Below are 20,319 nucleotides of genomic sequence, written 5' to 3' on the forward strand. Positions count from 1 at the left end.
CCGCGCGCTACTGCCAGCGGATCAGCGCCTTGATCTTCGGGAACTCCGGGGACTTGCCCTCGACGTCGACGATCCGCAGGGTCTGATCCGGAGCCTCGAGCAGCAGGTTGTTGTTGCTGAAGCCGACGAATTTGCCCCACGCCTTCGGCACCGTCACCTCGTACTTGGGGACCGCGGTTTGCGCGTGCGCCGGCTGGGGGCGGAGCGCAGTGATCCACCCCGCCTCGGGGAGCCACGGGCGGGCGGCGATGACGGACAGTGCCACGGCGATCACGGTCAAGACGGCCTTCGTATAACGGTCGGCGATCATGGTGTTCCTCCTGGTCAGCGGTGCAATTCTGAGCCTCTTTACGTCACTCCGCCGTCCACGGCCAAGACCTGGCCCGTGATGTAGCTGGCTTCGTCGGACGCGAGGAACGCCACGGCGTTCGCCACCTCTTCCGGTGTCCCCGCCCGGCCATACGCCGTCAGGCCGATGATCCTCGCGGTGATCTCCGAAGGTAGCGCGTTCGTCAGATCGGTGGGAATGTAACCCGGCGCGACGGCGTTGACGGCAATATTCCTCCCGCCGTATTCCTTCGCCATCGCTTTCGTGAAGCCGATGATCCCGGCTTTCGCGGCGGAGTAGTTCGTCTGGCCCGCGCCGCCGACTATTCCCACGATCGAGGTGATGTTGACGATGCGGCCGTATCGCTGCTTCATCATCTGCCGGAGCGCGGCTCTGCTGCAATTGAACACGCTCTTCAGGTTCTGCTGGATGATGCCGTCGAAATCCTCTTCCTTCATCGAGACCAGCAGACCGTCGCGGGTCGTGCCAGCGTTGTTGACGAGGATGTCAAGCCGGCCGTAGGCGTCGATGGCGGCCTTGACGACGCTCTGCGCGGTGGCGAAGTGGCTCACGTCGCCCTGCACGGCCGTGGCCTCGCCGCCGCCGGCCTTGATCCGGGCGACGACGTCGTCTGCCGCGGTGGCGCTCTTGTTGTAGTTCACGGCGATCCGGGCGCCCAGCGTTCCGAGCTTGATCGCGCACGCGCGGCCGATGCCCCGTGAGGCGCCGGTCACGAGCGCCACTTTTCCGCTGAGAGAGGTCACGACGGCAGCATCAAGGGGCCGGCTCGTGGCGCCACTCTCCGTGCGTCCGGGTCCCGCGCCTAATTGCCGACCTGGACGGAGGCGCCGAGCTCGCGCAGCATGGCGATGGCCGAGAGGTAGGAAAGCTTGCCCGTGCGCGGGTTCTCCGAGGGCACGTTTTCGATCTCGATGCTGAGGCGCCCGAACTCACCCTCGACCGTGATGCGGTGCTGGTTGCGCTCCTGTCCGGGGACGGCAAAGATCTTGATGCGGGTCTTTTCGGGCCCGACGCTGGCGAGCGACACGGCGGCGACCACGTTGACGTTGGCGGGGAAAGCCTTGACGGCCTCGGTCGCCGGCCCCTCGAAGATGAGCGTTTCTGTTTTGATGCCGTCGAGGTCGATCTTTTGCTGTTCGATCCACGGCGCACCGGCGAGGCCGCGCGGCGGCTTGCGCGTCTCCATCGTCACGGAGGTGATGCCGCCCTCGCGGGCGCCCTTCATGCCGTCGAGGCCGGCGACGGCGCCCGAGGGCACGAGGATGCGGCAGCCGTGCTTCTCGGCCAGTCGCGCCCACTCGTCGAGGACGCCGACGAGCCCGCCCACCGAGAGCACCATGAGGTGCTTGCCCGCGGCCAGAACGGAAGGGCCGAATTCGCGGAGCGCGGCCTGGGTCGCCGCCTCGACGATCAGGTCCGACTCGCGGATCAGCCATTCGAGGCCGAGAGCCCGATGACCCCGCGCCTTGGCCGGGTCGCGGACCGTCACGCCCGCCAGCGCGATGCCGGGTATGCCCTTCGTGATGGCCTGGGCCACATGAGTACCGATCACTCCCATGCCGACGATACCGACCTTGATCATGGTGCCCGCGTCTCCTGACATGGAGGATAGCAATGGGTCGGGGAGGCGGCAAGGGGCATGCTAACATGCTGAGCCAGAGGCGCATGGATGCCCGTGACGAATAGGCTCAAGCAGCCTCTCGATCGGCTCTGCCGCGAGTTCGACTGGACTCTGCGGGTGAAGCAGGACGCGATACAATTTCCGCTCCGCTACAGCGATCCCGCCGACATCGAGCTGGCCGGGCTCTTCGCCTCGTGCATGGCCTACGGCCGCGTGGACCTCTTCGGAGCGTGGGTGGATTGGACGCTCCAGCGCATGGGGGAGTCGCCGGCCCGCTTCGTCATGGGCTTCGACCTCCAGAAGCACGGACAGGTGTTTTCAGGCTTCAGCTACCGCTTCAACCGCGAGCGCGACCTGCTGGCCTTCTGCCTGGCCGCTCAGCGCCTCCTCGTCCGCCATGGCTCGCTCGAGGCTTTTTTCCTGGAGGGTTACGCCCCGGAGCATCCTCACGTGGGCCCGGCCCTCGAGCACTTCGCGGAAGGTTTTCGCGGGCAGGACCTGTCGGCCGTCTTCCCGCGCAACCGGCTCTCTTACGGCTTCAAGCACTGGTTCCCGCTGCCGTCCACCGGCGGGGCGTGCAAGCGCCTGCATCTCTACCTCCGCTGGATGGTCAGGCGCGAGGCGCCCGACTTCGGGATCTGGTCCGGGATCCCGCCGTCCGCGCTCCTGATGCCCGTGGACACGCACATCGAGAACATGGCGCGCTCCATCGGGCTCACGCGCAGGCGCAGCCGCAACTGGCGAATGGTCGAGGAGGTCACGGCGGAGCTCAAGCGTCTCGACCCCGACGACCCGGTCAGGTACGACTTCGCGCTCTGCCACAAGCGCATGTCGGGCCAGTGCCTGAACCGCCGCGACGCGGAGATCTGCGCGCCCTGCGGCCTCAAGCCGGTGTGCGTGCACTGGAGGGGGCCCCGGTGATGCCGGAGGCGATGCCCGGATGGACGATTGTCCTTCTGGCAGTGCTCGCGCCCGCCGTCGTCGTGACCGCCTGGGCGCTCTTCCGTGTCGCAGCGCGGCTAGCGGAGATGGAGGCCCGTCGCGCCCAGCCCGACCAGTCCCTGCTTCTTCTCCAGCGTGAAGTCGAGGCCGCGCGAAGCGAAGGACAGAAGGGGCTCGCCGAGACGGCCGCCTCGGTGCGGAGCGAGCTGGCGCAGTTCTCGGCCCAGATGACCGCGCAGATGGGGCAGGTTGGGGCCAGCGTCCAGCAGCAGCTCCAGCACGTGGGGCGCGTGGTCGGCGACGTCCAGGGCAGCCTCGGCAAGCTCGGCGAGACCAGCCAGCGCATCTTCGACGTGGGCCGGAGCATCGCCGGGCTTGAGCAAATCCTCAAGTCGCCCAAGATCCGGGGCGGCCTTGGCGAGACCTTCCTCGAGAACCTCCTGGCCCAGATGTTCCCGCAAGAGCACTACACCCTCCAGTACCAATTCTCCACCGGCGACCGGGTGGATGCGGTCGTCAAGATCGGAGACCGCCTCGTGCCCGTGGACGCCAAGTTCCCGCTGGAGAATTTTCAGCGCATGCTCCAGGAAACGGACGAGGCGGAGCGGAAGCAGGCGCGGCGCGCCTTCGTCCGCGACGTCAAGGCGCGCGTGGACGAGATCGCGAAGAAGTACATCCTTCCCGACGAGGGAACCTACGACTTCGCGCTCATGTACATCCCGGCGGAGAACGTCTACTTCGAAGCCATCACCAAGGACGAGTCCCTCGAGGAGGATCCGCCTGCCGTCTATGCCGCGTCCAAGCGTGTCATTCCCGTCTCGCCCAACAGCCTCTACGCCTACCTGCGCGTGATCGTGCTCGGCCTGCGGGGGCTCCAGATCGAGCGGAGCGCGCAGGAGATCCAGGAGCGCCTCACGCGGCTCGGCGGAGACCTCGACAAGTTCCGGGAGGCCTTCGACGTGGTCGGGCGCCACCTGACGAACGCCCGCAACAAATACGACGAGGCGGGCGCCGCGCTGAACCGCGTCGAGGCCAAGCTCGAGGGAATCGAGAAGCCCGGCGGCCAGGCCGCGCTCCCCGGGGTCGGCGCATGATCTCGAGTGTGATACGATGACGCCATGAACCCGATACCCTTCCAGGTCTTCGGAATCAATCTGCTCGTGCGGCTCATGCCCGAGCCGCCGGCCGACGTACGCGTCCACTGTCCCAAGGGCTCGCCCATCCGCTACGGTGAGGTGACCGGGCGAGGGGACGGCTTCGACGAGGGTGCCAACGCCTTCCGCGAGATGCCGGCGATCAAGAGCGTCGTCGCGTTCGAGGAGAACCCCGAGGAGATCGAGGGGCACTTTTTCTACCTCGCCGGGGAGGAGCACCGCGTGATCCGTCTCGACGCGATCATCCTCTCCTTCCCGCTGGAGTAGCCCGGCCCGCTGTGAGCCTGCTCTCGCGCGTCTTCGAGCGTATCAACGCCGAGGAGGCGGTGGAGCTTACCCGCGCTCTCGTCCGCATCCCGAGCGTCTACCGCCCCGGCGAGCCCGGCGCCAACGAGGCGGAGGTCGCCGCCTTTGTCGAATTCTGGTTCAGGCGTGAGGGTTTGCCTGTCGAGGTTCAGGAGGTGACGCCGGGCCGCCCGAATATCCTGGCCTGGGTTGGCGAGAAGGGGCCGGGACAGCGCTGCCTTCTTCTCGAGGGCCACACCGACGTCGTCACCGAGGGCGACCCGAAGGACTGGACCCGGCCGCCGTTCGCGGCCGAGATGAGCGACGGGCGCGTTTACGGGCGAGGCGCCGCCGACATGAAGAGCGGGCTCGCCGCCGCCATGGTCGTGCTCGCGGCCTTCAAGCGCGCGGGCGTCACGCCCAAGGGCAAGCTGGTCGTGGGCGCCCTCGTGGACGAGGAAGACGGCATGATCGGCGTCCGCCACCTGGTCAAGACCGCGGCCGGCCGGGAGCTGGATGCCGCGATCATCTGCGAGCCCGAGGAGAACGAGCTCTGCCTCGAGCAGCGCGGTGTGGTGTGGGCGCGCATCCGCGCCCGCGGCAAGATGGCCCACGGCGCCATGCCCGAAGCGGGGGTCAACCCCCTGACGGCGCTCGGCGCCATCCTGCGCCGGGTGCCCGCGCTCGAGAAGCGGCTGCGCAAGCAGTGTCAGAAGAGCCGCTATCTCAAGCCTCCCACCGTGACGCCCACCATCATCCAGGGCCCGCCGCGCGGCGTGGGAGCGCCCCAGTCCAATGTCATCCCGGCCATCGCCGAAATGACTCTCGACGTGCGTCTGACCCCAGGGATCTCGTCGGAGGGCGTCGAGGCCGAGATCGAGGCGCTGTGCAGGCAGGCGGAGGCGGCCGTGCCCGGCGTCAAGCTCGAGTGGGAGGCGGTCAATGCCTTCCGGCTCGCGACCAAGGTGGAGAAGTCGGAGGCGGTGGTCCAGGCCATGATCCACGGCGTCCGGAAGGCCACCGGATCCGCGCCCCGCTACGGCGGCGTCCCCGGCTCGACGGACGGGACCATATTAAGGATGGAGCTTGGGATCCCCATCGTCACCTGCGGCCCGGGCAGCCGGCTCATTCCCCACCAGGTCGACGAGTACGTTGAAGCGAAGGAAATAGCCGACTCGGCAAGAATTTATGCAGCGGCGGCTCTGAAGTACCTCGAAGCGTAGCTCCACCATGGACAGCGCGGATCGCCCGCGTCTCCGGGCGCTGGAAGCCTTTCCCGTCGAGCAGGACGGCGAGCGGCTGATCGGGCTCCGCGACCCCTCAGGCTTCACGGAGCAGGTGGCCCTTCTTCCCATTCCCGCGCTCGACATCGTCTCGCTGTTCGACGGGGAACACTCCCTGGCCGAGATCCACGGCGTGGTCTCGGCCCGCCACGGCCAGCAGGCGCCCGGGCTCGAGGAGATCGCAGGCTTCGCGGCACGGCTCGACGACGCGGGGTTCCTCGACAGCCCGCGCTTTGCCGAGCGCCGGCGCAGGATCGAGGAGAGCTGGCTCGCGAGCCCCTCCCGGCCCGCGGCCCACGCGGGCGGCGCGTACCCGGGCGATGCGGACGCCCTCCGCAGCCAGATCGACGGGTTCTTCGTGGATCCCGAGGGACCAGGGCTTCCGGAAGCAGGGGAAGCTCTGCCGACGCTCCGCGGGCTCGTCGCTCCACACATCGACTTCCACCGCGGTGGGCCGACCTATGCGTGGGCTTACCGGGCGCTCCTCGAGCGTGCTGACGCTGATCTCTTCGTCATCCTCGGCACCTGCCACGCGGGAATGGCCGATCCTTTCACAGTGACGCTGAAGCCGTACGACACGCCGCTGGGCTCCGCAGACGTGGATCGCGACTTCTTCGAGGCGCTCCAGCGTCGCTACCCCCATGATCTCCTGGCCTCCCAAAGCGCTCACCGCAGCGAGCACTCGATAGAATTCCAGGCCGTGATGCTGCGGCGGCTTCTCGGGGGGCGACCCTTCACGATCCTGCCCGTCCTGGCTTCCTTCCTCCACGAGGCCGTGTTGACGGGCGGGGCACCCGAAGAGGACCCACGCGTGCCGCGCTTCTTGGACGCCCTCGGCGAAAGCATTGCGGGCTCTTCGCTGAAGGTCTGCGTCATCGCGGGAGTCGACCTGGCCCATGTCGGCCCGCGCTTCGGCGACGCCGAAGCCAATACGCCCGCCTTCCTCGAGCGCGTGGCGCGCGAGGACCGGGAGATGCTCGAGCCGGTGATCGCCGCGGACCCCGCGGCGTTCTTCGAGTCCGTCGCGGCGGACGGCGACAGCCGCCGGATCTGCGGCCTCTCGCCGATCTACGCCTTTCTCCGCGCGCTGCCGGGCGCGCGCGGCGAGCTTCTGCGCTACAGCCAGTGGCCCGACCAGCAGGGCGCGGTCAGTTTCTGCGCCGCGGCGTTTTCCTGATGGCCTCGAGCGACTCCTCAACCTGGAAGCTGCCGCGGCTCCGGATCGACCGCGACGGCGGATGGTTCCACGAAGGCGAGGAGGTGAGCCACGAAGGCATCCTCGCGAGCCTGCGCCAAGGCCTCCAGGTGGACGTGGCCGGCCACTTCCTCCAAATCGGTCCGGCGCGGGTGCCGGTGGAGGTCGAGGACGCGCCGTTCGCCGTCGTCAGATTCGAGGCGGATGGGGACGGCTTCGCGCTCTGGCTGAATGACGGGAGCCGCGAGGCGCTCGACCCCGGGAGCCTCAGGCTGCGGGCGGGGGATGTGCCCTACTGCCGGGTGAAGGACGGCCGCTTCGAGGCGCGCTTCAGCCGCGCGGCGGCGTGGCAACTGCTCCAGCACGTGGCGGCGCAGCCTGAAGACGGGCCGCCGACGCTCAGAGTCGGCGGGCGACGCTACGCGCTCGGCGCATGACCGCGGACCTCTCTGAGAGTTGCCAGCATCTCGCCGTGGATCTTGCCGTTGGACGCGACGACGGACGGCGCATCCAGGTCGACCGGACCGCCGTCGGGGCTCGTTGCGCGGCCTCCCGCCTCCTCGACCATGAGACAGCCCGCGGCCACGTCCCAGGGGCCGAGCTTGAGCTCCCAGAAGGCGTCGAGGCGGCCGGCGGCGACCAGGGCGAGATTGATGGCGGCCGAGCCCATCTCGCGCACGCTCCGGCAGCGGACCATGAAGGCCGCGTGCTCGGCCAGGTTGTTGTCCCGGATCGTGCGGATGTCGTACGGATACCCGGTGGAGAGAAGGCTCAGGTCGAGCGTGGGCGTCTCGGAGACACGCATGGGCGCTCCGTTGAGGAAGGCGCCCTGTCCGCGCCGCGCGGTGAAGCACTCCTCGCGGTTGGGGTCGTACACGACGCCCAGGGCCACGACTCCGTCGATCTCGAGGGCGATGGAGACGGCGAAGAAGGGCATCCCGTGCGCGTAGTTGGTCGTGCCGTCGAGCGGATCGACGATCCAGCGATGGGTCGCCGGGCCCGCTTGCCCTCCGCCCTCTTCTGCCAGGATCGCGTGGTCCGGGAAGCGCCGCCCGATGCACTCGACGATGAGCGCCTCGGCCTCGCGGTCCATTTCCGTAACGATGTTGCTCGGGCTGCCCTTGTAGTCGATCTGACGGAGGGAGCCCAAGCGTCCGAGAAGGAGGCCGCCGGCGCGCCTGGCGGCGTCCACCGCGACCTCGAGGAAAGAGTCGGCCATGTCCTTCGAAGCGTAGCACACGCGCGGCTTGACAGCCGTGCGACGCTTCGACGAAAGTTGCTGCGCCATTGGGATCCTTCGCTGTCGAGAGGAGAGCCATGCGCATCGTCGTGATGGGAGCGGGCGGTACCGGCGGCTACTTCGGGGCGAAGCTCGCGCGGGCGGGGGAGGACGTCACCTTCGTGGCGCGCGGCGCGCACCTGGAGGCCATCCGGGCGCGGGGTCTCCGCGTGAAGTCGGCCATCGACGGCGAGTGGGTGGTCCGGGCGCCCGCCGTCGAGCGGCTCGCCGGCCTGCCGCCCGCCGATCTGGTCCTCTTCTGCGTCAAGTCCTTCGACACCGACAGCGCGGGCGAAGCCATCAAGCCCGTCGTGGGGCCGGACACGGGCGTGCTGCCGGTCCAGAACGGCGTGGACAACGAGGAGCGGCTCGAGCGCATCCTGGGGCCCGGTCACGTGATGGGAGGAGTCGCCCAAGTGCTGGCGACGATCGAGGCACCGGGCGTCGTCAGCCATAGGTTCCTGGGCCGCATCGTCTTCGGGGAGATGGACGGCCGCGAGAGCGGGCGGGCGCGCGCATTTCTCCAGGCCTGCGAGCGGGCCGGGATCCAGGCTCAGATCTCCGCCAACATGCTTCGGGCCCTGTGGGAAAAGTACGTGTTCATTGCCGCGCACGCCGGCATGACGGCACTGACGCGCTCCCCCGCCGGCGTCGTCCGGGCCGTGCCCGAGACCAGGGCGATGTACCGCCTCATCCTCGGCGAGATGGTGGCGCTGGGGAACGCGGCGGGGGCGGGGCTCGATGCGGGCTTGGCGGACACCGCCATGGGAATGCTCGACAATCTCGGCGCCGCCTTCACTTCCTCGCTCCACCACGACCTGGCGGAGGGCAAGCGCCTGGAGCTCGAGGCGCTGCACGGACACGCCGTGCGGTTGGGAGAGCGGCACGGCATCCCGACGCCGATGCTGTTCGCCGTGTACGCCGCGCTCAAGCCGTACGCCGACGGTCCGCCGCAGACGGCCACGGCCTAGCCTCGGTATACTGGGCGGGTGTCTCCCGCCCGGCGCGTTCTCGGATACCTCCGTCCCTACGCCGCCCGCTACGGCGCAGGCGCCGGCTGCTTAGCACTCGCCACGGGCTTTTCGCTGGGGATCCCGTGGCAGATCAAGGAGGCGGTGGACGGCCTCCGCGGCGGCGGCGGCGCCCTCGGCTTTCACGCCGGCGTGATCGTCGTCCTGGCCGCGCTCCACGCCCTGGCGAGGCTCGGCTCGCGCTTCACGATGCTGGGCGCCGGGCAGTGGGTCGAGCACGACGTGCGGCGCGACCTCTACGCCCACCTCGAGACGCTCTCCCCGGCCTACTACCTGACTCACCGCACGGGCGACCTCATGTCGCGCGCGGAGCGTAGATAACATAAAGCGTATTCTCGGACATGGCCCCCCGAGGCCCGGGCCTTTGCTTGGCATAGCAGCGGAATCCGAAGTGCCTGTCGATGACGTCAAGCGTGGGATCACATGGCTTCGCCCATTCGCCGAACGAATAGTCGCCGCGAATCGGACCTACGGCAGCGCTGGCTCGCGCCGAACGCTCACGACACGTCAGCGACTGACTGCCGACTGGAAGTAGAAGTCGAGCATCGCGGTCAGCGGCGCGGCATTCCCTCGCAGCCGGCTACGAAGCGCTGCACCCTCCCAGCAGTCAACCAGCAAGCTTGCCATGCGCCGCGTATTGGAATCGGCTGGGATGTCGCCTCTTTTCCGGGCCTTTTCCAGGCACACGGCGATACGCTCGGCGATTTCGGAAAAGCACCCCTCGATCTTGCGCCGGAACACCTCGCTCACGCCCGACAGTTCCTGTCCGAGTCCGCCCAATAGGCAGCCCATGTAACCCTCCTTCCGGTAGTTCTGTTGCGTCAACTCGAAGAACCGGCGCACCCGCTCGAGCGGGGGACGGCCCTTGTCTCCGAGGCAAACGTCAAGGCCCGCATGCACTTGCCGCATGTACTGGTCGATGACCTGGAGCGCGAAGTCCTCCTTGTGCTTGAAATGATGGTAGAAAGAACCCTTCGGAGTACCCGTGGCCGCAAGCAGGGCCTGGATGCCCAGATCGTTGTAGCCATGCTCCAGGAGCATGGCCAACCCCGCATCGAGCAGGCGCTGCTTGGTTGGATGCGTCATCTGCATTGTGGATGGTCGAGTAACGAATCCCAGGGAGCGAACCGCCTCGCGCAGCCGAATTCAGACTCGAACGGCGGCGCGGCGTCGCGCGTGCCGGCGTTCGCAGCCGTCGACCTTCCACGTCGCGGCTCCCCGTTTCCCGGGAACGAGCTAGCCCCTTACCTTCTCGATCATGTGGTTTATGACCTGGCTGTGCTCGCGCTGGGGACTGAACATGACGATCTCCGCGTCAGCGTCGACCTTGACGTTGTGCCCGGGCGGCCAGTAGAACAGGTCATTCGCATTCACCGTCTCCCGCACGCCCTTTGCATCGGTCGTAGTAAGCTGGCCGCGCAAGACGAAGCCCCAGTGGGGGCACTGGCAGAGGTCGCCTTCCAGTCCCTGGAGGAGTGGGGTGGTATCGACGCCCGCCGAGAGAGTGAAATACTCGCTGCTGATCTTGTCGAATCCGCTCACGTCGCCAAAATCCGTTCGCTGACGGATCACGGCACCTGGAATCTCCATCCTGACGTCCACGTTGTCTTTCGCCACCCGCATAGTCGTTTCTCCTTTTGACTGCGTCAGCTCCGACTAGACCACTTGGTCTAGTCCGGTAGGATACACCCTATGCAGACGCTGTCAATGAGGCGTTGACCTGCCTGGCGAATTTCGGTCCAGCGGAAACTTGAGAGAATGACGCTCCCCAACCCAGCGAGGGAACGGATGCGCAAGTCCCGATGGGCGTAGACAACATAAAGCCTATTCTCGGACAGGGCCCCCCGAGGCCCGGGCTCTTGCTTGGCACAGCGCGGATACACGCTTCCCCCATGTCGCGCCGATCCTGCCGGAGCGCGCCGGGAAGGTCAAACCGGAGCCTCGACGCCGCGGGTGGGAGCTGTCAACCTCTGGCCGCCAAGCCGCTGTAGGGCAGACGTCCACGCCTGCGTGGGCCCACGGTCCCACGCCGATGCTGTTCTCGGTGTACGCCGCGCTCACGTCGTACGCCGACGAGCCGCCGCAGGCGGTCAAAGCCTAGCCTCGGTATACTGGGCGGGTGTCCCCGACCCGCCGCCTGCTCCGTTACATCCGTCCCTACCGCGCCCGCTATGGCGCGGGCGGCGGCTGTCTCCTGCTGGCGACCGTGTTCTCCCTCGGCATCCCGTGGCAGCTCAAGGAGGCGATCGACGGCCTCCGCAGCGGTGGCGACGCGCTTGCCTTTCACGCCGGCGTGATCGTTCTCCTGGCCGCTCTCCACGCCCTGGCGAGGCTGGGCTCGCGCTTCACGATGCTGGGCGCCGGGCAGTGGGTCGAGCACGACGTGCGGCGCGACCTCTACGCACACCTCGAGACCCTCTCCCCGGCCTACTACCTGACTCACCGCACGGGCGACCTCATGTCGCGCGCGACCAACGACGTCCAGGCGCTGCGCGCGCTCGCGGGCTTCGGCGCCGTGATGCTCGCGGGCACCACGTTCACCTTCGCGGGCACGCTCGCGGCCATGTGGACGATCGACCCATGGCTCACGCTCTGGGCGCTCGCGCCGTCGCCACTGCTGGTCCTGCTCGCGCGCCGCTTCAACCACCAGGTGGCGATAGAGTCCACGGCCGTGCAGGAGCAGCTGGGCGCGCTCTCCGCCCGGGTGCAGGAAAACCTGACGGGCATGCCCGTCGTGCGCGCCTACACGATGGAGACGAGGGAGATCGACGCCTTCGGCAGGCTCAACGGCGAGTACCTCGCGCGGAGCCTCCGGCTCGCGCGCACTCAGGCGGCCTTCTCGCCGATGTTGGGCCTCATCTCCGGCCTTGGCGGGCTCATCGTCCTGTGGGTCGGCGGCAGGGGCGTCATCGAGGGGCGCCTGACGCTGGGCGCCTTCGTGGCGTTCACCGGGTACCTGGCGCACCTGGCCTGGCCGACCATCGCGCTGGGCTGGACCCTCGCCAACCTCAAGCGTGGGCTCGCAGCCATGACGCGCATCGCCGAGATCCTGGACACCCCCGGCCATGCCGAAGAGCCGACTGAAGAGACCGACACGGTGGCAGCAGGTGGGGGGAGTACGGGGGCCATTTCTGGGCCTCCGTTGCTGAATGGCCCGATCGAGTTCAGGCGGCTCTCCTTCGGCTACGACGGCCGCGGGCGGGCGCTCGACGACGTCAGCTTCACGGTGCCCGAAGGGGCGACCGTCGTCGTGGTGGGGCCGACGGGCAGCGGCAAGTCCACGCTGGGCGCGCTCGTGAGCCGGCTGTACGAGCCGCCGCCCGGGACGGTCTTCGTCGGAGGGCGTGACGTGCGGGAGCTGTCGCGCGAGCGTCTCCGCCGGTCCATAGGCTACGTGCCGCAGGAGGCCTTCCTCTTCTCGCGCTCGATCAGCGACAACGTGGCCTTGGGCGACGAGGCCGCCCCGGAGGCTCGACTCCGGGCGTCCGCGGAGACTGCGGGGCTGGGTCCCGAGATCGAGGGTTTTCCGGAAGGCTGGGCGACCGTTGTCGGGGAGCGTGGGCTGACGCTGTCGGGCGGCCAGCGCCAGCGGGTCGCGCTCGCGCGTTCGCTCGTGCCCGAGCCGCCCATCCTCGTGCTGGACGACGTCTTCTCGGCGGTGGACGCGGGCAAGGAGGCCGAGATCCTTCGCTCGCTCCGGGCCGCCGTCGCGGGGCGGACCACGCTCGCGATGACCCACCGCCTGCGGGTGGCGCAGGAAGCGGACGGGATCGTGGTCCTGGACGAGGGGCGCGTGGTCGAGCAGGGGACTCACGCCGCCCTCCTCGCCTCGGGCGGGCTCTACGCGCGGCTCTGGCGCATCCAGCAGATCGAGCAGGAGCTGGCCAATGACTGAGCTCGACCCCGAGCTCCTCGGGAAGGCCTACGACCCACGGCTCATGCGCCGGCTCTGGGGCGTGACGCGCCCCCACCGCCGGCTCGTGCTGCTCTCGATGATCCTCTTCCCCGCGGTCGCGGCGCTCGAGCTCCTTCAGCCCTGGCTGACCAAGATCGCCATCGATCGGTACATCCTCACGGGCGACTGGCCGGGGCTCAGCCGGATCGCGGTGGCGTATTTGGGCTGCCTGATCGCCCTCTACGGCCTGCGCGTCGCCATCTCGTACCTGACGCAGCTCGCGGGCCAGCGGGTCATGCACGACCTGCGCGCGGCGCTCTTCGCCCATCTCCAGCGGCAGGACGCGGCCTTCTTCGACCGGAGCCCGGTCGGGCGCTTGATGACGCGCGTCCTGACTGACGTCGAGGCCATCAACGAGCTCTTTGCGAGCGGCGCCATGGCCGTGGTGGGCGACGTCCTGACGCTCGGGGGCATCGTGGTCCTGATGCTGGTCCTGAATTGGGAGCTGGCCGTCGTCACCTTCGCCCTCGTGCCTGTCCTCGCGGCAGGCGCCGCGTACTTCAGGCTGAAAGCCCGAGACAGCTACCGCGGGGTCAGGACCCGCCTGGCGCGGCTCAACGCCTTTCTCCAGGAGTCGCTCCAGGGCATGGCCGTGATCCAGCTCTTTGCCCGCGAGCGAAGGGAGGCGGAGCTTTTCGCGGGGCTCAACGGCGACCTCAGGCGGGCGCAGTTCCGCTCGACGTTCTTCGACGCGTTGCTCTACGCGGGTGTCGAGGCCATCGGCTCGGCGGCGGTGGGGCTTCTCCTCTGGTACGGCGGCGGCCAGGTGCTGACGGGTGCGCTCACCTTCGGCGGGCTCGTCGCCTTCCTCGAATACACGGGCCGCTTCTTCCTGCCGATCCGGGACCTGGGCGCCAAGTACACGGTGATGCAGGCCGCCACGGTCGCCGCCGAGCGCGTGTTCGGCCTGCTGGACTCGGAGCCTGCCGTCCGTTCCCCGGCCGGAGCTGTCGTCGCCGGCGTACCCGGCGCCGCGGCTGTCGAGTTCCGAAACGTCTGGTTCGCCTACAATGGAGAGGACTGGGTGCTGCGGGACTGCTCGTTCACGGTCGCGGCGGGGGAGCGCGTGGCGCTCGTCGGGCCGACGGGCGAGGGCAAGAGCACGATCGTGCGGCTGATGACGCGCGGGTACGACGCGTCGCGGGGACAGGTGCTGGTGGGCGGCCGGGACGTCCGCGAGTGGGACCTGACCGCGCTGCGCCGCCAGGTCGGTGTCATTCCGCAGGAGGTATTTCTTTTCACCGGCACCGTGGAGGACAACCTCCGGGTCGGTGCGGGCGCGGCGGCGCTGGGTGACGAGATCGACCGCGCGCTTCGGACGGCGCGCGCGGACCGCGTGGTCGCGTCGCTCCCGAGCGGCCTCCAGCAGGAGATCCACGAGCGCGGCCAGAACCTTTCGCAGGGGCAGCGGCAGCTGCTGGCCATCGCCCGGGCGCTCCTTTATAATCCGGCCGTCCTGGCGCTCGACGAGGCGACATCGAGCGTGGACCCCGAGTCGGAGGCGCTGATCCGCGCGGGGCTGGAGGAGCTGCTGCGAGGCCGGACCAGCGTCGTCATCGCGCACCGGCTCTCGACGATCCAGACGGCCGACCGGATCCTCGTGCTGCACAGGGGGCGGGTCCGTGAGGCCGGTCGGCACGCCGAGCTGGTGGCGCAGGGCGGGCTCTACGCGCGGCTGTACGAGCTGCAGTTCGGGGGCATCGGGCCGTGACGGACTTCCGCCGGGAGGCCTGGCGTCTGATCGGCCGGATCCCGCGCGGGCGGGTCGCGACCTACGGTCAGATCGCGCGTTGGCTCGGCCGGCCGCGCCACGCGCGCATGGTGGGCCTGTCGTTGCGGAGCTGTCCGTCAGGGCTGCCGTGGCATCGCGTCGTCAATGCCGGGGGCGGGATCAGCCTCCGGGCGGCTCACGGGAGCATGCTGACCCAGCGTATCCTGCTCGAGCAAGAAGGTGTGCTCCTGCGAAGCGGGCGCGTGTCCCTGGCGCGCTACGGCTGGCAGGGGCCAGGGAAGGTCTCACGGCCACGTCGTGGCCACGGAGGATGATATGCGCCTCGGCTTGAACATGGGCTATTCCGGCTCGGCCCTCAGGATAGACCTGCCGCTCGTGCAGGAAGCGGACCGGCTGGGCTTCCATTCGGTGTGGTCGGCGGAAGCGTACGGCTCCGACGCGGTCACCACCATCACCTGGGTGGCCGCGGTGACGGAACGCATCGGCGTGGGCACGGCGATCATGCAGATCCCCGCGCGTACGCCCACCCTGACCGCGACCACCGCGACGACGCTCGATCAGCTCTCGGGCGGGCGCTTTCTCCTCGGGCTCGGCGTCTCGGGGCCGCAGGTGGTCGAGGGGTGGCACGGGGTGGCCTTCGGCAAGCCGCTCTTGAAGACCCGCGAGTACGTCGAGATCGTGCGCTCGGTGTGGCGGCGAGAGAAGCCGCTCGAGTTCAAGGGGCAGTACTACCAGATCCCCTACGCGGGTCCCGACGCCACGGGGCTCGGCAAGCCGCTCAAGTCCATCCTGCACAGCCGGCCCGACATCCCCATCTACCTTGCGGCCATCGGCCCGAAGAACGTGGCGCTGGCGGCGGAGATCGCCGACGGCTGGCTGCCCGTGTTCTTCTCGCCCCAGCGGATGGGCGTGTTCAAGGAGTCCCTCGACGCGGGCTTCGCGCGGGCCGGGGGCGGGAAATCGCTCGCGCGCTTCGACCTGGCCCCCACCGTGCCGGTGATCGTGGGAGACGACGCGGCCGCATGCCGCGCCATGGTCAAGCCCCGCCTCGCCCTCTATGTCGGCGGCATGGGCGCCCGCGGCAGGAACTTCTACAACGACCTCGTGTGCCGCTACGGCTACGAGGCGGCGGCCAGGGCCATCCAGGATCTCTACCTCTCGGGCAAGAAGGACGAGGCGGCGGCGGCAGTGCCCGACGCCCTCGTGGACGAGGTGGCGCTGTGCGGCCCCAAGGAGCGGATCCGCGAGCGGCTGGAGGCCTGGAAGAAATCGGGCGTGACCACGATGATCTGCGGCGTGGGACAGGCGGACGCGCTGCGGGTGATGGCCGAGCTGACGCTTTGAGTGCCGCGTGAAGCCCGCCGCGCTGCGCGTCCAGGCCGCGATCATTAAGCTGGGTTTGGAGCGCACGGTGGTGGAGCTCGCCGTCGAGGCGCGCACCTCGCAGCAGGCGGCCGACGCCGTCGGCGTACGCGTGGAGCAGATCGCGAAGTCCTTGGTGTTCACCGTGAATGGCGCGCCCGTCATGGTCGTGGCCTCGGGGGTCAACCGCGTGGACGAGCGGAAGCTGGGCCTGCTGGCGGGCGGGAAGGTGCGCCGCGCCGATGCGGATACGGTCAAGCGGGCGACCGGCTACGCCATCGGCGGTGTGCCGCCGCTCGGCCATGACACGGCGCTGCCGATCTGGGTGGACGAGGACCTGCTGCGCCATGGCCTGATCTACGCGGCGGCGGGCGTACCCGAGTGCGTCTTTCCGCTGACGCCCGACGAGCTCCTGCGGGCCACAGGCGGGCGCGTCGCCGATGTGAAGGAGTCGAAGACGTCCCCAAAAGGAGAACCTGCATGAAGCTCAAGGACAGGGTGGCGATCGTGACGGGCGCAGGGTCGGGCATCGGGCAGGCTTCCGCGCTCCTGTTCGCTGCGGAGGGCGCCAGGGTGGCCGTCGTGGACCTCAAGCCGGACTCCGCCCGGGCGACGGCCGAACAGATCGAGCGGGCCGGGGGCCAAGCAATGGCCATCACCGCGGACGTGAGCCGAGGGGAGGACAACCGCGAAGCCGTCGCGCAAACCGTCGCACGCTGGGGCCGGCTCGACGTCTTCTACGCCAACGCGGGTGTGCCGCAGTGGCCGTCGTCCGTGGACGAGGTCGACGAGACCGTCTTCGACCGCATCATGGCGGTCAACGTCAAGGGCGTCTGCCTCGGCGCCAAGTTCGCGGCCCCCGTCATGAAGAAGCAGAAGCGCGGGGTCTTCCTGATCACGGGCTCGACCGCGGCGTTCAAGCCCCGGCCGGGCGGGCAGTGCTACGCGGCATCCAAAGGCGCCGTGACGACCATGGGCCAGAGCTTAGCAGTGGAGCTCGCGCCGTTCGGGATCCGCGTCGTGGTTATTGCACCTGTTGCCACCGAAACCCCCATGCTGTCGACCTTCATGGGCAAGAAGGAGGTGGATGACGAAGGCATGAAGCGCTACCGGGCGACGGTGCCGCTCGGGCGGCTCAACCAGCCCGAGGACATCGCCAAGGCGGCGCTTTTCCTCGCTTCGGACGACGCCTCGATGGTGACGGGCAGCCCATTCATCGTGGACGGCGGCCGCTGCGCGTGAAGGTCGTCCCGCTGGCGGGCGACTCGCTCGGTGTGCGGTCGATGGCGACCTATGTCGAGTGCGGGCAGACGCGGGTCCTCATCGACCCGGGCGCGGCGCTGGGGCCCAACCGCTTCGGACTGCCGCCGGCCGATGCGGAGTGGGAGGCTCTCAAGCGCGCCAACGACCGCATCTCCGGCTATGCCGCGCGCGCGAACCTGATCTTCCTCAGCCACTACCACGAGGACCACTTCCGCCACGACCCGGGCCTCTACCAGGGGCGCACGGTGTGGGCCAAGGACGCGAAGCGGATGATCAACCCACGCCAGGCCCAGCGGGCGGGGGAGCTGTGGAAGGCCATCGCCGGCGGCTGCCGGCTCGACTCGGCGGACGGCAGGACCATGGAGACCGCGGACGCCCGCCTTGCCGCGTCGCCGCCCCTCGCCCACGGCGTCGAGGGCACCGGCCTCGGCTACGTGGTGGCGTTGACCGTGACCGACCTGCGCGAGGGTACGCGCTTCGTCCACGCCTCGGACGTGCAGGGGCCGCTCTCCGCCGTCGCCGCCGCCTACCTGATCCGTGAGAGGCCGGACATCCTGTACCTCTCGGGGCCGCCCGCCTACCTCGAGCACCAGCTCGGCGCGGCGCTCATCGACCAGGGCATCGACCACCTCCTGCGCGTGCTGGACCGCACGGACTGCCGCGTGATCCTCGATCATCACGCGCTCCGAGCTGAGAATTACCCGGAGCGCTTCAGGCGCCTGTGGCAGACGGGAAGGGTCGTGACGGCGGCTGGCTACCTCGGCCTCCCGGACGAGGCGCTCGAGTCCAGGCGCCGGAGCCTCTGGGCGGGCCGGCGCAAACCCTCCTCGCGCATGGAGCAACGATTGAAGAGCCCTGGCCGGTCGGGTATGATCGACCGCAGACGCGATATTCCACGAGCGAAAGGAGGGTCACAGAAATGAGCGATGCGAAAGCGCCGGGCGTCGGCGATGCGGCGCCCGGCTTCACCATGAAGACCATCGGACTCAAGGAAGTGAGCCTGAAGGACTACCCGGGCAAGAACGTGGTGCTGCTGTTCTACCCGCTGGACTGGACCCCAGGCTGATCCACGTGCATGCCCGCCTTCGATAAGCGCGTGAAGGACTTCGAGGCGGCGAATACCCAGGTCCTGGGTATCAGCACGGACAGCCCCTTCAGCCATGAGAACTGGGCTAAATCGGTCGGCATCTCGAACTACCCGCTTCTTTCCGACGTGCAGCGATCGGTCAGCAAGGACTACGGCGTCTACTGGCCGGATTGGAACGCCAACGTGCGCGCCACCTTCATCGTCGACAAGCAGGGCAAGATTGCCTTCGTCGAGCGCTACGGCAAGGGCGAGTTGCCCGACCCGGACAAGGTTCTCGCCGAGGTAAAGAAGCTCGGCTGATTCGCGGGCCGGCCGGGAGCGCAGTCTCCGCTCCCGGCCGGATGCCGCGCGCCGACGCCCGCCATGCCGGACTACGTGATCGAGCGCCGCTTGTGGCTGGCACGGCGGCGCCCGGAGGTGTTCGGCTTTTTTGCGGACCCGAAGAACCTCGCCGCCGTCCATCCGGAGTGGGCACGCCCGAGGTGGCTCGTGGAGCCGCCGGACCGCCTCGATGCGGGAGCCGTGCTCGACTTCAGCGTGCCGATGGCGGGGTTTCGCGTCCGCTGGCGCGTGATGGTGCGCGAGTTCGACCCGCCGTTCCGCTTCGTCGACGCCCAGCTCTGGGGGCCCTTCGCGCGATGGGAGCACCGTCACCGCTTTCTGGAGGAGCCCGAGCGCGAAGGCGGCGACGCGCCCGGAACCTGGGTCGAGGACCGCGTCACCTACCGGCTGCCGCTGGGGCCTCTCGGCCGCGCGGCTCACGCGCTCGGCGCCGGCCGCCGCATCGCGGGGCTCTTCGAGTACCGTGACCGGCGGCTGCGGGAGATCTTCGGCTGAGCCCGAAGGCGCGGGGGACGCGCGACCTGCTCGGGGCCCACATGTCCATCGCCGGCGGGCTCTATCGCGCGCTCGAGCGGGGGCGCGAGGCCGGCTGTTCCGTGGTCCAGATCTTCCTCAAGAACCAGCTCCAGTGGACCGCCAAGCCGTACACGCAGGAGGAGATCCGGCAGTTCGCCGCCGCCTGGAAGGCAACCGGCATCCGGACGGTGTTCGCCCACTCCTCCTACCTCATCAACCTGGCGGCGCCGGATCCCTCGGAATGGACGCGCGCGGTCGGCGCGTTTCACGACGAGCTCGAGCGCGCCGAAGCACTGGCGCTGCCCTTCGTGATCATCCACCCGGGCTCGCACAAGGGGCAGGGTCTCGAGGCGGGCATTCGGCGCATCGTCGATGCGCTCGACGAGGTGACGTCGAGGACCCGGGGCTATCGCGTCAGTGTGTTGCTGGAGAACACCGCGGGCGGCGGCGCGACGATCGGGCGGAGCTTTGAAGAGCTGGCCGCGCTCCTCGGCGGCGCGCGGGCGCCGGAGCGCGTCGGCGTCTGCCTCGACACCTGCCACCTCTTCGCCGCCGGCTACGACCTGCGAACCCGCGCGGGCTACGAGGGCGTGATGAAATCATGCGCCGCGATCGTGGGACTCCGGCACGTGCGGGCCTTCCACCTCAACGACGCCAAGACGCCGCTGGGGTCGGGCCTCGACCGTCACGAGAAGATCGGCAGAGGGCGGCTCGGAAAGGATGCGTTCCGCTGCCTGATGAGAGACCGACGCTTTGCCCGCGCGCCGATGGTCCTCGAGACGCCCAAGGATCCAGAGCCCAAGGCCGACAGGGCCGCCCTCGCGCTGCTGAGGAAGCTTCGGATTAGCGCGAGCGGGTGACACCGACGCGCGCGCAGGGCGCGCGCACCGGACACTCCGAGCACTTGGGCGACACGGGCTGGC

At 69.0% G+C, this 20,319-nt stretch carries 24 protein-coding genes; 18 read left to right on the top strand and 6 right to left on the bottom strand.

Annotated elements, in window-relative coordinates; translation table 11 throughout:
- Positions 1-7: 7 nt before the first annotated feature.
- Genes Q7W02_04585 through Q7W02_04595 form a run of 3 tightly spaced genes read right to left on the bottom strand, consistent with a single transcriptional unit; the run spans position 8 to position 1,931 of the window.
- Entirely contained in the window at positions 8-310 is a 303-nt protein-coding gene (locus Q7W02_04585; protein MDO8475465.1) for a hypothetical protein, read from the bottom strand.
- Positions 311-348: 38 nt separating this feature from the next.
- Positions 349-1,092 (bottom strand): 3-oxoacyl-[acyl-carrier-protein] reductase, encoded by a 744-nt coding sequence (gene fabG / locus Q7W02_04590; protein MDO8475466.1) that lies wholly within the window; start codon positions 1,090-1,092, stop codon positions 349-351.
- A gap of 59 nt (positions 1,093-1,151) precedes the next feature.
- Complete coding sequence (locus Q7W02_04595; GenBank protein MDO8475467.1) at positions 1,152-1,931, bottom strand: aspartate dehydrogenase; 780 nt, start codon at positions 1,929-1,931, stop codon at positions 1,152-1,154.
- An 87-nt stretch (positions 1,932-2,018) separates the two neighbouring features.
- On the opposite strand from Q7W02_04595, the gene Q7W02_04600 reads away from it, so the two are divergent.
- Genes Q7W02_04600 through Q7W02_04625 form a run of 6 tightly spaced genes read left to right on the top strand, consistent with a single transcriptional unit; the run spans position 2,019 to position 7,266 of the window.
- A complete protein-coding gene (locus tag Q7W02_04600) occupies positions 2,019-2,891 on the top strand; it encodes a TIGR02757 family protein (protein ID MDO8475468.1) in 873 nt (290 codons plus the stop codon).
- Positions 2,891-4,006: a DNA recombination protein RmuC gene (locus Q7W02_04605; protein MDO8475469.1), complete on the top strand. Its 1,116-nt coding sequence runs from the start codon at positions 2,891-2,893 to the stop codon at positions 4,004-4,006. The genes Q7W02_04600 and Q7W02_04605 overlap by 1 nt, the downstream gene beginning before the upstream one ends.
- Before the next feature lie 24 nt (positions 4,007-4,030).
- Positions 4,031-4,333: a hypothetical protein gene (locus tag Q7W02_04610; GenBank protein ID MDO8475470.1), complete on the top strand. Its 303-nt coding sequence runs from the start codon at positions 4,031-4,033 to the stop codon at positions 4,331-4,333.
- Between the two features lie 11 nt (positions 4,334-4,344).
- Positions 4,345-5,574, top strand: a complete 1,230-nt coding sequence (locus Q7W02_04615; protein ID MDO8475471.1) for a M20 family metallopeptidase — start codon at positions 4,345-4,347, stop codon at positions 5,572-5,574.
- A 7-nt stretch (positions 5,575-5,581) separates the two neighbouring features.
- On the top strand, positions 5,582-6,811 hold the full coding sequence (amrB, locus tag Q7W02_04620) for an AmmeMemoRadiSam system protein B (GenBank protein MDO8475472.1): 1,230 nt from the start codon (positions 5,582-5,584) through the stop codon (positions 6,809-6,811).
- Complete coding sequence (locus tag Q7W02_04625) at positions 6,811-7,266, top strand: DUF1285 domain-containing protein (GenBank protein ID MDO8475473.1); 456 nt, start codon at positions 6,811-6,813, stop codon at positions 7,264-7,266. The genes amrB and Q7W02_04625 overlap by 1 nt, the downstream gene beginning before the upstream one ends.
- Here Q7W02_04625 and Q7W02_04630 read toward each other — a convergent pair.
- A complete protein-coding gene (locus Q7W02_04630; GenBank protein ID MDO8475474.1) occupies positions 7,248-8,048 on the bottom strand; it encodes an inositol monophosphatase family protein in 801 nt (266 codons plus the stop codon). The two genes, Q7W02_04625 and Q7W02_04630, sit on opposite strands and share 19 nt — an antisense overlap.
- A 98-nt stretch (positions 8,049-8,146) precedes the next feature.
- Here Q7W02_04630 and Q7W02_04635 point away from each other — a divergent pair, with 98 nt between their 5' ends.
- Both Q7W02_04635 and Q7W02_04640 read left to right on the top strand, forming a co-directional pair.
- Entirely contained in the window at positions 8,147-9,079 is a 933-nt protein-coding gene (locus Q7W02_04635; GenBank protein MDO8475475.1) for a 2-dehydropantoate 2-reductase, read from the top strand.
- Between the two features lie 18 nt (positions 9,080-9,097).
- Positions 9,098-9,460, top strand: coding sequence for an ABC transporter transmembrane domain-containing protein (locus Q7W02_04640; GenBank protein MDO8475476.1), 363 nt, complete (start codon positions 9,098-9,100; stop codon positions 9,458-9,460).
- 186 nt (positions 9,461-9,646) lie between these two features.
- Here the strand turns inward: Q7W02_04640 and Q7W02_04645 are convergent, their stop codons facing one another.
- Both Q7W02_04645 and Q7W02_04650 read right to left on the bottom strand, forming a co-directional pair.
- Positions 9,647-10,225: a TetR family transcriptional regulator C-terminal domain-containing protein gene (locus Q7W02_04645; GenBank protein MDO8475477.1), complete on the bottom strand. Its 579-nt coding sequence runs from the start codon at positions 10,223-10,225 to the stop codon at positions 9,647-9,649.
- Positions 10,226-10,375: 150 nt separating this feature from the next.
- Positions 10,376-10,762: a cupin domain-containing protein gene (locus Q7W02_04650; protein ID MDO8475478.1), complete on the bottom strand. Its 387-nt coding sequence runs from the start codon at positions 10,760-10,762 to the stop codon at positions 10,376-10,378.
- Positions 10,763-11,258: 496 nt separating this feature from the next.
- Here Q7W02_04650 and Q7W02_04655 point away from each other — a divergent pair, with 496 nt between their 5' ends.
- The 10 genes from Q7W02_04655 to Q7W02_04700 all read left to right on the top strand — a co-directional run bounded on the left by Q7W02_04655 (position 11,259) and on the right by Q7W02_04700 (position 20,256).
- Complete coding sequence (locus Q7W02_04655; protein MDO8475479.1) at positions 11,259-13,034, top strand: ABC transporter ATP-binding protein; 1,776 nt, start codon at positions 11,259-11,261, stop codon at positions 13,032-13,034.
- Positions 13,027-14,805, top strand: a complete 1,779-nt coding sequence (locus tag Q7W02_04660) for an ABC transporter ATP-binding protein (protein ID MDO8475480.1) — start codon at positions 13,027-13,029, stop codon at positions 14,803-14,805. Before Q7W02_04655 ends, Q7W02_04660 begins: the two co-directional genes overlap by 8 nt.
- Positions 14,802-15,140, top strand: a complete 339-nt coding sequence (locus Q7W02_04665) for an MGMT family protein (GenBank protein MDO8475481.1) — start codon at positions 14,802-14,804, stop codon at positions 15,138-15,140. The genes Q7W02_04660 and Q7W02_04665 overlap by 4 nt, the downstream gene beginning before the upstream one ends.
- A 1-nt stretch (position 15,141) precedes the next feature.
- A complete protein-coding gene (locus tag Q7W02_04670; GenBank protein ID MDO8475482.1) occupies positions 15,142-16,170 on the top strand; it encodes an LLM class F420-dependent oxidoreductase in 1,029 nt (342 codons plus the stop codon).
- A gap of 7 nt (positions 16,171-16,177) precedes the next feature.
- Positions 16,178-16,672, top strand: coding sequence for a YbaK/EbsC family protein (locus Q7W02_04675; GenBank protein ID MDO8475483.1), 495 nt, complete (start codon positions 16,178-16,180; stop codon positions 16,670-16,672).
- Positions 16,669-17,430, top strand: coding sequence for an SDR family oxidoreductase (locus Q7W02_04680; protein ID MDO8475484.1), 762 nt, complete (start codon positions 16,669-16,671; stop codon positions 17,428-17,430). Before Q7W02_04675 ends, Q7W02_04680 begins: the two co-directional genes overlap by 4 nt.
- Complete coding sequence (locus Q7W02_04685) at positions 17,427-18,374, top strand: hypothetical protein (protein MDO8475485.1); 948 nt, start codon at positions 17,427-17,429, stop codon at positions 18,372-18,374. The genes Q7W02_04680 and Q7W02_04685 overlap by 4 nt, the downstream gene beginning before the upstream one ends.
- Positions 18,371-18,838: a redoxin domain-containing protein gene (locus tag Q7W02_04690; protein MDO8475486.1), complete on the top strand. Its 468-nt coding sequence runs from the start codon at positions 18,371-18,373 to the stop codon at positions 18,836-18,838. Before Q7W02_04685 ends, Q7W02_04690 begins: the two co-directional genes overlap by 4 nt.
- A gap of 63 nt (positions 18,839-18,901) precedes the next feature.
- Positions 18,902-19,375 carry an SRPBCC family protein gene (locus tag Q7W02_04695; protein MDO8475487.1) on the top strand — a complete coding sequence of 158 codons (474 nt, stop codon included), beginning with the start codon at positions 18,902-18,904 and terminating at the stop codon, positions 19,373-19,375.
- Positions 19,376-19,401: 26 nt separating this feature from the next.
- On the top strand, positions 19,402-20,256 hold the full coding sequence (locus Q7W02_04700) for a deoxyribonuclease IV (protein ID MDO8475488.1): 855 nt from the start codon (positions 19,402-19,404) through the stop codon (positions 20,254-20,256).
- Positions 20,257-20,319 lie beyond the last annotated feature (63 nt).

It is taken from the genome of Candidatus Rokuibacteriota bacterium (genome assembly GCA_030647435.1).
Classification (GTDB): domain Bacteria; phylum Methylomirabilota; class Methylomirabilia; order Rokubacteriales; family CSP1-6; genus AR37.